Annotated in this window: 13 protein-coding genes and 1 pseudogene; all 14 read left to right on the top strand. The window is 48.8% G+C overall.

Features of this window, described 5'->3' with window-relative positions; all coding sequences use genetic code 11:
• Positions 1-387, top strand: a pseudogene (locus tag B3D59_RS04900) (class I SAM-dependent DNA methyltransferase); the annotation flags it as partial.
• A 1-nt stretch (position 388) separates the two neighbouring features.
• A complete protein-coding gene (locus B3D59_RS04895) occupies positions 389-1,450 on the top strand; it encodes an AAA family ATPase (RefSeq protein ID WP_286818115.1) in 1,062 nt (353 codons plus the stop codon).
• Positions 1,450-2,271 carry a DUF4435 domain-containing protein gene (locus B3D59_RS04890; RefSeq protein ID WP_286818114.1) on the top strand — a complete coding sequence of 274 codons (822 nt, stop codon included), beginning with the start codon at positions 1,450-1,452 and terminating at the stop codon, positions 2,269-2,271. Before B3D59_RS04895 ends, B3D59_RS04890 begins: the two co-directional genes overlap by 1 nt.
• Positions 2,272-2,368: 97 nt before the next feature.
• Entirely contained in the window at positions 2,369-4,465 is a 2,097-nt protein-coding gene (pglZ, locus tag B3D59_RS04885; RefSeq protein ID WP_286818112.1) for a BREX-1 system phosphatase PglZ type A, read from the top strand.
• Positions 4,449-4,865, top strand: a complete 417-nt coding sequence (locus B3D59_RS04880) for a hypothetical protein (protein ID WP_286818111.1) — start codon at positions 4,449-4,451, stop codon at positions 4,863-4,865. Before pglZ ends, B3D59_RS04880 begins: the two co-directional genes overlap by 17 nt.
• 14 nt (positions 4,866-4,879) lie before the next feature.
• A complete protein-coding gene (gene brxL, locus B3D59_RS04875) occupies positions 4,880-6,943 on the top strand; it encodes a BREX system Lon protease-like protein BrxL (RefSeq protein ID WP_286818110.1) in 2,064 nt (687 codons plus the stop codon).
• Positions 6,944-7,132: 189 nt separating this feature from the next.
• Positions 7,133-7,945, top strand: coding sequence for a transglutaminase family protein (locus B3D59_RS04870; protein ID WP_286818103.1), 813 nt, complete (start codon positions 7,133-7,135; stop codon positions 7,943-7,945).
• An 18-nt stretch (positions 7,946-7,963) separates the two neighbouring features.
• Positions 7,964-9,466 (top strand): sigma-54 interaction domain-containing protein, encoded by a 1,503-nt coding sequence (locus B3D59_RS04865; protein ID WP_286818101.1) that lies wholly within the window; start codon positions 7,964-7,966, stop codon positions 9,464-9,466.
• 303 nt (positions 9,467-9,769) lie between these two features.
• Positions 9,770-9,910, top strand: coding sequence for a hypothetical protein (locus B3D59_RS04860; protein WP_286818099.1), 141 nt, complete (start codon positions 9,770-9,772; stop codon positions 9,908-9,910).
• Positions 9,911-9,959: 49 nt separating this feature from the next.
• Positions 9,960-10,292, top strand: coding sequence for a putative quinol monooxygenase (locus B3D59_RS04855; RefSeq protein WP_286818095.1), 333 nt, complete (start codon positions 9,960-9,962; stop codon positions 10,290-10,292).
• Between the two features lie 20 nt (positions 10,293-10,312).
• The gene (locus tag B3D59_RS04850; RefSeq protein WP_286818089.1) at positions 10,313-11,791 is read left to right on the top strand and encodes a B12-binding domain-containing radical SAM protein; all 1,479 of its coding nucleotides are present in this window, start codon (positions 10,313-10,315) and stop codon (positions 11,789-11,791) included.
• 51 nt (positions 11,792-11,842) lie between these two features.
• On the top strand, positions 11,843-12,229 hold the full coding sequence (locus B3D59_RS04845; RefSeq protein WP_286818087.1) for a hypothetical protein: 387 nt from the start codon (positions 11,843-11,845) through the stop codon (positions 12,227-12,229).
• Positions 12,222-13,313: a GGDEF domain-containing protein gene (locus tag B3D59_RS04840; RefSeq protein ID WP_286818084.1), complete on the top strand. Its 1,092-nt coding sequence runs from the start codon at positions 12,222-12,224 to the stop codon at positions 13,311-13,313. Before B3D59_RS04845 ends, B3D59_RS04840 begins: the two co-directional genes overlap by 8 nt.
• Positions 13,264-15,135 carry an ATP-dependent zinc metalloprotease FtsH gene (gene ftsH, locus B3D59_RS04835; RefSeq protein WP_286818076.1) on the top strand — a complete coding sequence of 624 codons (1,872 nt, stop codon included), beginning with the start codon at positions 13,264-13,266 and terminating at the stop codon, positions 15,133-15,135. Before B3D59_RS04840 ends, ftsH begins: the two co-directional genes overlap by 50 nt.
• The last annotated feature ends 195 nt before the right edge of the window (positions 15,136-15,330 follow it).

The following is a 15,330-nucleotide window of genomic DNA, read 5'->3' as shown; positions in this document are numbered from 1 at the left end:
AAGCGCCCCATCTACTGGCTGTTCTCCAGCCCCAAGGGTAGTTTCAATGCACTGATTTATATGCACCGCTACCGGCCGGATACGGTCAGCATTGTCTTGAATGATTATTTACGGGAGTTCCGCACCAAGCTCACCTCCCACAAGAATCACCTGGAGGCGGTGACCATCAACGCCAGCAGCAGCCAGGGCGAAAAGACCCGTGCGTTAAAAGAAATCGAAAAGATTGCCAAGATGATCTCCGAAATGGAAGAGTACGAACGAGAGGTGCTTTACCCGCTGGCCACCGAAAAGAAAGAGATTGATCTTGATGACGGGGTAAAGGTCAACTATCCAAAATTCGGCAAGGCCCTGAAGAAGATCGTTGGCTTGGAATCGACGGAGGATTAATATGAAAATCAAATCAATTATTACTCAGGGAGTCGGCTCTCTGCCAGATGGCGAAATTACCCTGAATAATGACTGGACAGGTTCTGTGGAGACAAAGGTTCTTTTTACTGGACCGAATGGTTGTGGCAAATCTACCCTGCTTCGGGGTGTTGCCATGTTGTGGGATGCGCTGGGCTATTGGATGGATCAGCGAAAAAGCCTGCCGCAAAAACATGAATCCCGTTCATGGCTGCAGCGCTGGGATGGCTTTGCGGTGCTTCTGGACAGTCTGGGACCCTTTTATACTGAACCGGTCCTGGTCCTGTTTGGTACACAGGAATGGAGTAAAAAGACTTTACTTGGGTATGATAATGTAGCCAGGATCGGTGAAACATTTACCCGCGGTAACATTGGCAAGCCAAAACGAGAACTGCACTTTCCCAAAGAAGACTGGCTGGATGCCTGGAGCGCCGCCCGGAAGAAACAGATACTCACCTACGAGGCTATCGATGCCCCGAATCTTGTTTATCTTGATGCTGAAGAACGGAGGTGGGTGTCGCCAAAGCGCAATCTTTCCGAACCGCAGCCTGACTTGCTGTCTCAACGCTGGCTGACACGCTATATCGTTACAGATGACTGGAAAGGCCAATTGGAAGCGTCTCTGATTACTCTCAAAACATCTCAGCTTCACCTCTATCATGAGGTGATCCGCTCGTTAAACAGATTTTTATCAGGCAAAGAGATTGATCCGGATATCCGGCCAGGTGAAGGGCGGCTCCGGGTCAAACTTCAAAATCAAAAAGGGCTCTATCACTCCCTTGATGATCTCAGCGCCGGAGAGCATCAGGTACTCATTCTTATCTACCTCATTACCCGCTGGATGCAAAAGGGGGGAGTCGTTCTGATCGATGAGCCGGACCTTTATTTACACCCTTCTCTCATTGATCCCTTTTTGTCTGCATTAGAGCAACTGGTTGTCAGGAGGGACGGGCAACTTCTTATCACCTCTCATGCCGTGGATGTTTGGCAACGGTATGACAACAATGGACTGCGTGTTGCACTCCAACTCGAAGGTGGTGCGTGATGAGCAAGGGAGTTTCAACAATAATCAAGGAGGTCAAAGAACAACAGATCGGTGCAACCAGCAAGGTTGCCTTGATTGTTGAGGGCATAGATGATTTTAATTTCTACGGTGAACTTCTGTCCAAACGTCATGCTGGCTGGGAATCCAAATTCTGTATTGTCCAAGTTGGCGGAAAGAAGAATGTTATTGATATTTTGACCAAGGAGCCTGACTGGTTTGGGATTGTTGATCGAGATGAATGGAGCAATGAAGTCCTTACCGAGAAGCAAACTATTCACCCGAATCTTTGGATCACTCCCCGTTTTTGCGTAGAGAACTATCTGATAGTACCGCACGAACTGTGGGCGGCGTTTCCTGGAAAACAGCGCGAAAAAATCGTTGAAGGCGAGCATAAACTTCGCGAGACACTCCTGAACGATCTTGATCGATGGGTAGCGCATGGCGTCCTGTGGTCGATCATCAACCCTCTTTGGGAGGGATTACGTTCACGGGGTTTTAAAGAGGCTCTCCTCTCACCAGAGGTGGCGCTTGATAATGAGCAAATCAAGGAAACGCTTAAAGAATGGCATCAGTTTCTTGATCCTGAACAGATCATGGCGTGTTATGAATCGACTCTTGAACAAGTACGCGCATTGCCTCAAGACGAACGGCTTAAGCAGTGGATACATGGGAAAAGTTTCTACACCTCTGTGGTGAATCCAGCCTTGAACACCCTTTTGGGTCAAAAATCTGAAAAGGACAGGCGATCAAGCATTATCCGGACCCTGCAGCTTCCTGATGATCTGTCGGCCTTGTGGGATAAACTGGGATTAGCAGCATGAGCAGCGTCGGCAAATGCACAATTTTCGACAACAGACCGCCGTTGGCAAATTGGTCTCCAAACCTTGATTTAGACGTAGCTGTAAGCGGACGTTGACTATGAATAGAATTGAACTCGCCCTGACCAAACTCTTTGATCGGCACAGAATCGTTTTCTGGTACGACGCCAAAAAGGAGTTGCGTGATGATTTTGAGGCGTTGTCTTTGCCCGGCATTGAGAAGATAGCGCTGGCCAACAACGAATACGGGATAAAATACAAAATTTTACGCGAGCAGCCGGAACGCAAATTCCTGCTCTACCGTGAAGGGCCTCCGCCGGCTGATCTGGATAACTGGCTGCTGGATGTGCAGTTGGCCCATGGCGAGTTCCGCACCGATCAGGTGGCGATCTGGCTGTCCGAACTGGCGCTTGGTCTGGCGTTTACGGAGGTGGTGCAGGCCCATGCGGAGTTCTTTCCGGCCATGAAGCGCAAGGACGCCTTGAAAAAGCTGCTGAAAAGCGATGACACAGCCGGGCAGATCCGCCTGAAGATGCTGGCCGTATGTGCGGGCAGCGAGCCGCGAATGGATGCGGTGCTGGAAAATCTGCTGCAGGAACTGGCCGAAGGCAGGGAGGAGAAGATCAAGCTGGTGGGCCGGTGCTGCCTGGACGGCTTTCTCTGGGAGCAGATGGCCCGATGCTATGGTTACAGGTCAGATACGCCCGGCGTTCGTGATTTTGCCATTGAGCTGTTCAAATCCTGCTATGCATTAGGCACTGACGGCCAGGTCAGGTTGACCGGCGATGCGTTGGTGTTTCTTAAACGCTGGAAGGACAGCCGGCAGTTTGAAGGCGGTTTCGAGACCCTTTCACAAGAGTGTGCCGAAGTCCTGGGGATTGAGAAGGATCTGGCTAAAAGGGATTTTAGGGAACTGATGGAACTGGACTATTTCCGCCTGATTGACCAGAAAATCATCAGTGACCTGGTGAAGGCAGTGGCATCCCGCACGGTTGGAAGTTCAGATATCTCCATCTGGGTCCGCCGGCGGCGGCAGGGCCACTGGTATCGCGAATATCGGCACCTGTATGAGGCAGTTGATCATGCTGCCCGGTTTACCCAAACCCTGGGCGAGACCAGGCTCACCATGGAGAGCCTCACCGAGGGCATACAGCGCTACAGCCGCTTCTGGTATCAGCTGGATCAGCTTTATCGCAAGTTCTGTTTTCATGTCCGCATGTCGGGGCAGGCATCTTTGATGGGAACGCTGACCGAACAGATCGAAAACCTCTACACCAACAACTTTCTGTTAAAGCTGGCGGACCGTTTCCAGACCTTCGTGGATGCGGCAACCAAGTGGGAAGCCTTCCCGGTGCGCAAACAAAGTCAGGTTTTCTCCACGTATGTGCAGCCATTCCTGCGCAAGGGCAATAAGGTTTGCGTAATTATCTCCGATGCCATGCGCTATGAAATCGCCGATGAACTGCTGGGTCTGATTCGGCAGGAGGACCGGTATCACGCTGAACTGGAACCGGCACTTTCCATGCTGCCCAGCTACACCCAGCTTGGTATGGCTGCGTTGCTTCCCGGTAAGGTATTGACCATTTCCGGCAATGAAACCGGGACAGTGATGGTGGATGGACAAAGTTCCCAGGGGTTGGCCAACCGCATCAAAATTCTTGGGCAGGCGGGGAAGTTTCGGGCCACTGCATGTAAGACCAACGAACTGATGGAGATGAAAGGAGACGAATGCCGGGCTTTGGTGCGTGACCATGACGTACTCTACGTCTACCATAACCGTATAGACGCCACCGGGGACAAGCGGGAATCGGAGGAACGGATTTTCGAGGCCGTGGAAGAGACATTGCAGGAATTGATTCGTCTGGTCAAAAAACTGAACAATGCCAATTTGTATAATTTTATAGTGACTGCCGATCACGGCTTCATCTATCAGAATCGCGCCATTGACGAAAGTGATTTTTCAGGCGTAGATGTCCAAGGAGATCAGATTCTGTTCCGGGACCGGCGCTTTGTGCTCGGCAAAGGACTTGCCCAAGTATCTGGCCTGCATAAATTTACCCCGGATCAGCTTGGCCTTGCCGGTGATGTGGAAGTCCAGATACCCAAGTCCATCAATCGCCTGCGCCTGAAGGGTTCCGGTTCCCGCTTTGTACATGGGGGGGGCATCCCTGCAGGAGGTGGTGATTCCGATCCTTAAAATCAACAAGAAGCGGCAGAGCGATATTACTTGTGTTGAAGTGGACATCCTGCGGGGAGCCGGCTCGATGATCACCTCCGGGCAACTGGCGGTAACCCTGTACCAGGCAGGACCGGTGACGGACAAAATCCAACCAAGAGTGCTGAGGGCCGGTATCTACACGGAGGCCGGTGATCTGATCTCCGACAGCCATGATCTGACCTTTGATCTGGATCTGGACAATCCCCGGGAACGCGAGATTCAGGTTCGCTTTGTGCTGACCCGGAAGGCTGATGAGGCCAATGGCCGGGAGGTTATTCTCAAACTTGAGGAAAAGCATGCCGGGACTTCACATTACAAGGAATATAAGTCGCTGCGGTATCAGATGCGGCGATCATTTACCAGCGACTTTGATTTTTAAAGGATAGGTGGCCGATGAATGAACTTGACCAAAAAATTAACACACATTTCCCAGGACTCGTTGTCCGAAAGGACCTTGTCAAGACGGTCAAGGGAAATGCCATCGTTCCATCCTACGTGCTGGAATACCTTTTGGGACAATATTGCGCCACCTGTGATGAACCGACTATCCAGACCGGCATTGAGACGGTCAAAGAAATTTTGCGCAAGCATTACGTGCATCGTAACGAGGCGGGGCTTGTCCGTTCGAATATCAAGGAAAAGGGACGGTATAAAGTTATCGACAAGATCAGCGTGGCCCTGAACGACAAGGCCGACGTTTACGAGGCGGAATTCTCCAATCTCGGCATCAAAAAGGTGCTGGTGGACTCGGGTACGGTCAAGGCCCATCCCAAGCTGCTGGTCAGCGGGGTATGGTGCATTGCTGATGTCGAATACGAATTTACAGAAGATAAGAACGCCAGTCCCTGGATTTTATCGTCCCTTAAGCCCATTCAGCTCTCCCATTTTGACTTTGATGGTTATGTTGAAGCCCGCAGGCAATTCACCACAGACGAGTGGATTGACCTGCTGATTCAAAGTATCGGTTTTAATCCGGAAATGTTCGGCAAGCGCAGCAAGCTGACCCAGTTGATCCGCCTGATTCCCTTTTGTGAGCGCAATTTTAACCTGATCGAACTTGGCCCCAAGGGAACCGGAAAGTCTCACATCTACTCGGAGTTCTCACCCCATGGCATCCTGATCTCCGGTGGCGAGGTCACTGTTCCCAAATTGTTCGTGAACAACTCTACAGGAAAAATCGGCCTGGTCGGCTACTGGGACTGTGTGGCCTTTGATGAGTTTGCAGGAAAACAAAAGCGCGTGGACAAGGCCCTGGTCGATATCATGAAAAACTACATGGCCAACAAAACATTCTCACGCGGGATCGAGACATTGGGTGCTGAGGCGTCTGTGGTATTCGTAGGCAATACCCAGCATACCTTGCCTTACATGCTCAAACACTCAGACCTGTTTTCCGAGTTGCCTGACAAGTTCTACGACTCTGCATTTCTGGACCGCATCCATTTTTATATTCCTGGCTGGGAGGTGGATATCATCCGGGGAGAAATGTTCTCCAACGGTTACGGATTTGTGGTGGACTATCTGGCTGAAATACTGCGTTCTCTGCGTAATTATGATTACTCGGACCGCTACAAGGATCATTTCACGCTCTCTTCCGACATTTCGGCGAGGGATCGTGATGGGATCAACAAAACCTTCTCCGGCCTGATGAAGGTCCTTTTCCCCGATGGGGGAGCAAGTAAAGAAGAGATCGAGGATCTGCTGCGGTTGGCAATTGAAGGCCGAAAGCGTGTCAAAGACCAACTGATGCGGATTGATTCCACCTACGGAAAGGTTAGTTTTTCTTATCTGTGTGCTGATGGAAAGATCAAGCTTATCTCCACCCTCGAAGAAGAGGAATACCCCAACTATTACCATAAGACCATTTCGGAGGGTAACGATGGGAAATCAGGCTCACCTGTAGTTCCATCTGAAGCGCTGAAAGATTCAGGGCCTTCCCTCAAAGAAAAACACCTTACATTCCAGGAGAACCAGAAAGGCATTTCTTTTGATACGCTGTTTGGCCCATACCTCAAGGGTGCCACTCAGATAACGGTCATCGATCCGTACATCCGCCTGTTCTACCAGATGCGCAATTTCATGGAATTTCTTGAGACTGTGGTCAAGCACAAGGCTCTGGATGAAGAAGTGTTCGTGAATCTGGTGACAACAGAAGATGAGTTCAAAGGCGAACAGCAGAAAGAAAACTTAGAGAAGATGAAGGAATCCGCCGGCTCGGTGGGTGTAAACGTCACTTGGAAATTCGACGGCACCGGCACAATCCATGCCCGCCATATCTTGACCGACCACGGCTGGAAAATCTCCCTGGATCGTGGCCTGGACATCTTCCAGCACTACGAAATGAATGACACTTTTATTTTTACAAACAGGTTGCAGCAGTTTCGTCCCTGTAAAGCGTTTGAGGTGACATTTATTAAAGCCGACAAAATAGAAAATCAGCAGATACTAAAAAAATAAATTATATTTGCCGTTAAACTTTTGTTGCAAGGATCTAATTTCAATGATACTGTTATGCATCATTGGCCTTTTTATATCCTACGGCTTATCTCAGTATCTCTTGTTTTGCCAAGCTCAGCATACAGCTTCAAGGTCAATATTTTACCCTTGAGCAATACTCTCTCATCAGGTTATTTGTTAAGGAGTATCATGTGGTTAAACGCATCCTGTCTAATTGAATTTAAAATGTCGGTTCCAACGCCATTTTTGCTGATGCTTCGCCCCCGCAGTGGCGGTCAGCAGTGGATCACACGTGAAGAATATATCTTGTCACCCAGCGTACCGGCGGTAGAGTTTACTGATTCGTTCGGCAACCTATGTCAAAGATTGGTTGCTCCAGCCGGTTTTTTTTCAGTTCGGACGTCCGTTGATATTGAAACCGCCGGGGCATCCGACACCGCACCTGGCGCACCGTTTATCGAAGTGCAACACTTACCGGATGACGTTTTGCCTTTCTTGTACCCAAGTCGGTATTGTGAATCGGATCGGTTCACGGAAATGGCCGCATTGGTTACAGCGGACCGGCTCTTGGGATACGATCAATGCGATGCCATTGTTAATTATATCCGGAATTCGATCCAGTATACGCCGGGACTCGGGCAACAGATAATAAGTGCCTCTGAGGTAAATCAGCTTGGACAAGGGGTCTGTCGCGATATGGCCCATTTGGGAATTGCCTGCTGCCGAGCGCTGTCGATCCCTGCCCGCATGGTAGTTGGTTACCTTGAGTCCCTTGAGCCAATGGATTTACACGCCTGGTTTGAGGCATATGTTGGAAATCGGTGGTACACATTCGATCCGACACAGCCTGATCTGAAAGGAGGCCGTATTGCAATCGCTTTTGGTCGAGATGCCGCCGACGTTGCAATCTATACTCAATTCGGCGATCCGGTGGAATTGTTGAATATGAGAGTCCAGGTTCAACGAATCCCCAGCCCGGCCTATGAAGGTAAGACTCAATAAACATTTTAGGATTCATGAATGCAAAAAAAAATTTTAGACATTATCATTAATGTTCTCAGTTCAGTCCGTGAACCGCTCGTGATTCTTGATCCTGATTTCAAAATTATCAAAGCAAATCACGCTTTTTATGTGGCCTTTTGTGCGAAGCAAGAAGAGACGGAAGGGGTTTTAATTTATGATCTTGGCAACGGGCAGTGGAATATCCCCAGACTCAGAGAATTACTTGAGACGATCCTCCCTGAAAATACCGTGTTCAATGATTTTGAAGTGGAACATTCCTTTGATGTTATTGGCCCGAAAATCATGCATCTGAATGCCAGAAGAATTTATAATGATTTTAAAAAAGTGGAGCTGATTTTACTGGCTATTGAGGATGTGACTGAAAAAGAATATTATAAGCGGAATCTTGAGGATTTAGTGAAAAAAAGGACCGCTGAACTTGTTCTGGAAAAACAACATACCGAACATGAAAATCGACTTGCCCAAAAAGCCCTTGAGGAAATAAAAGTACTGAAAAAGCAACTTGAAGATGAACGCGCGTATCTTAACGATGAGATTAAACTGGAACATAACCACGAGAGCATTATTGGTCAGAGTGACGGGCTTAAATATGTACTCTTCAAAATTGAGCAAATTGCAGAAAGTAATACAACCGTTATGATTCTGGGGGAGACAGGTACCGGCAAGGAGCTTGTGGCCCGTGCAATTCATAGCTGCAGCAGCCGGAAAAACCGGGCAATGATTAAAGTAAATTGTTCGGCATTGCCTTCCAATCTTATAGAGAGCGAACTTTTCGGCCATGAAAAAGGGGCATTTACCGGCGCAGACCGCAGCCACAAGGGCCGATTTGAGATTGCTGACAACGCCACCCTGTTTCTGGATGAAATCGGAGAACTGCCCTTGGAATTGCAGGCAAAGCTGCTCAGGGTAATTCAAGATGGTGAATTTGAACGGTTGGGTAATTCGCGCACCACTAAGGTGGATGTCCGGATTATTGCCGCGACAAACCGAAATCTTGAGGAAGAGGTTGAAAAGGGTCGTTTTCGAAGCGATTTGTGGTACCGGCTTAATGTCTTTCCGATTACCATTCCACCGCTGCGTGAAAGGAAAGAGGACATCCCTCTCCTTGCGGATTTTTATATTAATAAAATTTCCCGGAGATTGGGCAAGCAAATCAAGGTGATTCCCCAAAACGTAATGAATGCCCTTTTAAACTATCATTGGCCGGGAAACATTCGAGAGTTGGAAAATGTTCTTGAACGGGCAGTGATCAATTCATCAAGCCCTAAACTCCATCTGGCTGATGATCTTAATAAATCCTACAGGCACTTGAGCAAAGATTTAAAAACCCTGGAGGCGGTTGAACGCGATTATATCATCCGCGTGCTTGAACAGACCCACTGGAAAGTCAGCGGCAAGAACAGTGCGGCCCAGATTCTTGGCCTCAATCGCAGCACATTGCGTGCCCGCATGCGTAAACTCAGAATTGTTCCCCCTGAGCGAGTTCCTTTTTATTCCTAATGAGGTTTGTTGATCCTCATGCGGTCATGCCGGAGACCCAGGAGATGGGAGTGTAAAAAGGCACGATATGACCAATTGAACAAATAAAACCGTATCTGAAGCCATCCAACAGCTTTAAATACCCCCCCTTTCCGGTATTTCTCCTTAAAATCCAGCATTATCAAAGAACAATTTTCCATATTATAGCCATGGCACAATGATTGCTTTGTTAAAGATCGAACGAATCGAATACGCCATGGCCGGAAAAGGCGAAAAAAGGGACAATGGGAAAAGAGAACTGATTTTAAACCAGGAGAGGAAATTATGGGAGACAAAGGAAAACGAGACAAAGGCAGGCGTGAAGAACAGAAAAAAGCCAAACTGACGCCAAAAGAGAAACGCAAACAAAAAAAGCAAAACAGCACTCCGGAAGCAATTCTGGGAAGAGGCCTCAGTGACGGTTAATCGTCTGTTTATTTAGATAGTTCAGCATGATTTTAATAGGGTGGCACGAATGATGATTATTATAAGAATGATTCTCAACGCACATCCGGAAAAACATCTGGAAGTGCTGCAAACCCTTCTCTCTCTGATGAAACCGGTGAGAAAGGAACCCGGCTGCAGAAGTTGTTGTGCCTTTTACGACATTGACGATAAAAATCACTTCACACTGCTCCAAGAATGGGAAACCCCAAAAGACATGAACAATCACATCCAATCTCTTCAGTTCGGTGTGCTTCTGGGAATAAAAACACTATTATCTGAACCGCCCCGGATTCGAATCCATACAGTGTCCAAGACCTGGGGTATGGATGCTGTCCAGGCGCTCAGACAACAAAAGGGCTGACTACACAAAGGAGTTCTAATATGAATATCCTCCTGATTTATCCCGAAATTCCGGACACCTTCTGGTCGTTTAATTATGCGGTCCGATTTATCGGTAAAAAAGCTGCTTTCCCCCCGCTGGGCCTGTTGACGGTGGCTGCGCTGCTGCCGGAAAAATGGCCCAAGAAATTTGTGGATACCAATGTGGAGCGTTTGAGCGACACGGACCTCGTATGGGCAGACATGGTCTTCATTGGGGGAATGACGATTCAGCGCGAATCCGCCTGCCGGATTATTGACCGGTGCAGGACTTTTCCGGTCACTCTTGTCTGTGGCGGCCCTCTTTTTACGTCCGAACCTGAGCAATTTGAGACCGTAGATCACCTGGTGCTGGATGAAGCTGAGCTGACACTGCCCCTGTTTTTATCAGACCTTAAAAACGGAGGGGCGAAAAAGATCTATCGGGCACGAGGGTTCAGTGATCTTGGTCAAACTCCGGCGCCCTTATGGCATTTGCTGAATATAAAACGGTATGCCTCCTTGAGCGTTCAATTCTCCAGGGGATGTCCATTTAACTGCGACTTCTGTAATGTCACTGCATTGTTCGGACATCGGCCCCGGTTGAAAACGCTCGACCAGATCATTGGGGAACTGGATTCTATCTATAATATGGGCTGGCGCAGCAGCATATTTTTTGTGGATGATAATTTTATCGGCAACAAGAAATTTTTAAAGGATCACCTGCTTCCGGCGCTGATCCGGTGGCGCAGTGATAAAAAGGGGTGTGTATTCTTTACGGAATCTTCCATTAACCTTGCCGATGATCCGGAACTGCTCACCATGATGGTAAAAGCGGGATTTGACTCGGTGTTCATCGGTATCGAGTCTCCGGATGAAACCGCTTTGAGCGAATGCCATAAAGTCCAGAATAAAAACAGAGACCTGCTTGAAAGTGTGGCCATTATCCACCGGAGCGGGCTGCAGGTGATGGGCGGGTTTATTGTTGGATTTGACAGTGACCCGCCCTCGATTTTTCAACGTCAGATTGATTTTATCCAGAAAAGCGGAATCGTTATGGCCATGGTGGGCATGCTTCAGGCGCCTCCAGGCACCCGTCTGTTTGACAGGCTCCAGCGTCAGAGCCGGGTGGTCAAACCATTCACCGGAGATAATGTGGACGGAACAACCAATATTCTTCCCCAGATGGGAATGGAGTCGCTTTCAAAGGGGTATCAATTGATCATGAAGCAGATTTATTCCCCGGCAAACTATTACCGGCGGGTCAGGACCCAGTTGCGGGCGCTCAAGCCCCCCGAGGTGTTTCAGCCCCTGGATATCCAGCGGTTTCTATCTTTTTTCAGGGCAGGTCTGAGGCTGGGTATCCTGGGAAAAGAGCGCTTTTGTTATTGGCAGCTGATCCTGTGGACCCTTGTTCGAAGACCCAGACTGATATCTGTGGCTGTGACTTTATCCATATACGGGTATCACTACCGGAAAATTTGCGAACGATATATTTTTTAAATCCATGATTCATCCCATTTGTATAAATTGTGTCTCATAAAGGAACTGACTGTGATAGAGCCGGGTGAATATGGCATTAAAGTGGTCCGCCTGGGGATGGCCCGCAGGGTGCAAAAAGAGGTTTACCATGCCGGGCTGACCCTTCCCAAGGGTATCCAGGTGCTGGAGCTGACCAATTTTCCCGAAACCGCAGCCGGTGATGCCAGAAAAGACCGGTCTGTCCATATCCAGACCTCGGGTGGTTTTTTTGTGGATGTGTCCATGCTCTACCATATCAAGGATCCCTATCTGGTATTTACCACCATCGGCCCGGGCAAACTGTACGAAGACAACGGTATCATCCCCAAAGCCGAGCCTGCCTTGAAAGAGACCCTGGGCAAACTGACCACCGAATACCTTCCCCGAAAAAGTGTAAGGAAAGGACAAGAACATGAATAATGACAGCATCTGGAGGATCATTCGTCTGTGTAGTGCCATTAATCAAAAGGCAATACAGATATATACCAAGCTTTCCCAGACAGAAGAGATAAAGGCGCTCAAGACGTTCTGGGCCCAGATGGCTGAAGAAGAAAAAATCCATGCTGTTTTCTGGAGCAAGGTTGAACTGACGGCTAAAGACTTCATCTTTCCTTCCGTTTTTGATACGCCCTCGGAAATCCAAAAAGAACTATCTGCCATATTGGATAAAATTGAGGTTCTCTCAAGCCGCTGGGAAAAAAGAAAATCAATGAAAAACGCACTGATCCTGGCCTACCGGCTGGAATATTACATGCTGCATCCAACTTTTGAAGTGCTTTTTAACGCCTTAAAACCCCTGGGCGGAGATATTGATCCCTCAGATACACATGACCGCCATATCAGGAAATTTATTGATATGTTCATCCAATATAGCCATATAACACCCGAGTTGGAACTGTTGGGAGAAACGCTGGAAAGTCTTTGGAAGAGAAACAAGGCTTTGGTTGACATCGCCATGACTGACGCCTTGACCGGCCTGTTTAACCGGCGGGGGTTTTTACTTGTTGCGAAGGAATTGTTTTCCCTGGCCGATCGGAGAAGAGAGAATATAGCCGTCTTCATGATTGATATTGACCATTTTAAAAAGATTAATGACAGGTATGGCCATCCAAGGGGTGACACTGTACTCAAAAGCGTTGCGAAATCTTTGAAGGGGAGTGTCCGGAAATCAGATGTGCTGTGCCGGTATGGCGGGGAAGAATTTGTCATCCTGTTTCCCAACATCCTCACCCCTGCTGTGCCGCTGATGGCTGAGAAAATCCGGGAAGCGGTGGAAAAATCCAGACCGGACGGCATTTTTGTGACCATCAGTATCGGGGCTACCCAGGGCCTGGTTAAAAAGAGTTCCGATAACAGCTTTCTTTCCTGGATCTCGAGAGCAGATAACTACTTATACAAGGCCAAGGCCAACGGCAGAAATTGCGTTGTGCATGATTGCCGTAAAGGATCTCTCTATGTCGAACAAACCCAATTGGTTAAAAGCCATCCAGGAGAAATTGCGTAGCCTGTTTGCCGGAACAGAAGCCAACTCAGATAAGAAACCCGGGGCTTCCAAACCGTTTTTAAACCTCTGGACCGTTGTGATTGTTTTCTGGGGGCTTGCCTTTCTCCAGCAGTCCTTTTTTGCTTCCAAGAGGCAGACGATCCCCTACAGTCAGTTCAAGCAGTCCATGGCCCAGGGCGATGTGGATGACATTTTAATCGGTCCTGAAAAGATTGAAGGCATCCTCAGGGGAACAGCGGGACAAAAATTTGTTACCGTCCGGGTGAATGATCCGGGGCTATCAAGAGAGATGGATGAACTCAATATCCGTTATGCTGGCCGAACGGAGAACCGATTTTGGGGTTACCTTCTGTCCTGGGTTCTGCCCCTCGGCTTTTTTTTCCTGATCTGGCGGTTCACCACAAAAAATATGGGCGGCGGCATGGGGGTGATGTCCTTTGGTAAAAATAAGGCCAAGATTTTTGCAGAAAGTGACACCAAGGTCTCTTTTGAAGATGTGGCCGGCATTGACGAAGCCCGTGAGGAGCTCGAAGAGGTGGTTGCTTTTTTAACCACACCGGAAAAATTTCAGAAACTAGGCGGAAGAATCCCTAAAGGCGTCCTTCTGGTGGGACCGCCGGGAACCGGCAAAACGTTGCTGGCAAAGGCGGTGGCCGGTGAAGCAAAGGTGCCGTTTTTCAGCATCAACGGATCAGAGTTTGTGGAGATGTTTGTGGGGGTCGGCGCGGCAAGGGTTCGCGATCTTTTCTCCCAGGCAGCCGGCCAGGCCCCATGTATCATCTTTATCGACGAACTGGATGCCCTGGGCAAAGCCCGGGGAATGAATGCCATGGGTGGCCATGACGAACGGGAACAGACATTGAACCAGCTCTTGGTTGAGATGGATGGTTTTGGTACCAATAAAGGGGTCATTATCATGGCTGCCACCAACCGGCCCGAAATTTTGGATCCGGCACTCTTAAGACCGGGCCGCCTGGACCGGCAGGTTCTGGTGGATCGACCGGATATAAACGGCCGGGAAGCGATTCTGAAAATCCATTCAAGACATGTGGTGCTGGGTGATGATGTGGACTTAGGAAAAATTGCCGGCCGAACGCCCGGTTTTGTGGGTGCGGATCTTGCCAATATTGTCAACGAGAGTGCCCTGCTGGCAGCCAGAAATAACAAGGATGTCGTGGAGTCCAGCGATTTTGACGAGGCCATAGATCGGGTGATCGGGGGGCTTCAAAAAAAGAACCGGGTGATGAATGCCCGTGAAAAAGAGATTGTGGCATTTCATGAGTCCGGCCATGCCATTGTCGCCGAATCGGTTAATCTTGCAGATCCCGTCCATAAAATATCCATTCTTCCCAGGGGGATCGCAGCGCTGGGATATACACAGCAGCAGCCTACGGAAGACAGATATCTGATGACACGTTCTGAATTGCTCGATCGGCTGGCAGTGCTTCTGGGGGGCAGGGTGGCAGAGGAGCTGGTGTTTAATGAAATATCGACCGGAGCCCAGAATGACCTCCAGCGGGCAACAGATATTATCCGGTCCATGGTGGCGGAATACGGCATGAGTGACCGGATAGGCCTTGTGAGTTATGAGCGTCAGCGAACCCCCATGTTTCTGCCCCAGGGCTATTCTTCCGAAAAAAATTACAGTGATGAAAAGGCTGCCATGATTGATGAAGAGGTCTCCCTGATGATGGAAGAAGCCCATCGGCGGGTACACAAGATCCTTTCAAGCAAAAGGGCGTTGCTGGACAAGCTGGCGGCACTTCTCTCCAAACAGGAAACCGTCCGGGGGGATGAGCTTCGAGCCATGATGCGCCCATGAGGGAATAACAAGACGTTTCTTTAAATGATCTCCATGGTTGAAAACAGAAGCCTTTTCACAGGCAAGACAACAAAAAGGCCACAGAAAATCTCAGACAGACGATTTATGAAAAAGGACTCTACCTGAAAGTCGAGCTTGTCAAAAAACCTCCGGATGTTTTTACCGCCCTTTGGCTTCAAAAAAATATTTCTGAAG

This window comes from Desulfobacter sp. UBA2225 (genome assembly GCF_002348205.1).
GTDB lineage: Bacteria > Desulfobacterota > Desulfobacteria > Desulfobacterales > Desulfobacteraceae > Desulfobacter > Desulfobacter postgatei.
Note: the sequence above shows the minus strand (reverse complement) of the source record. Positions and strands in the feature narration are given on the sequence as shown.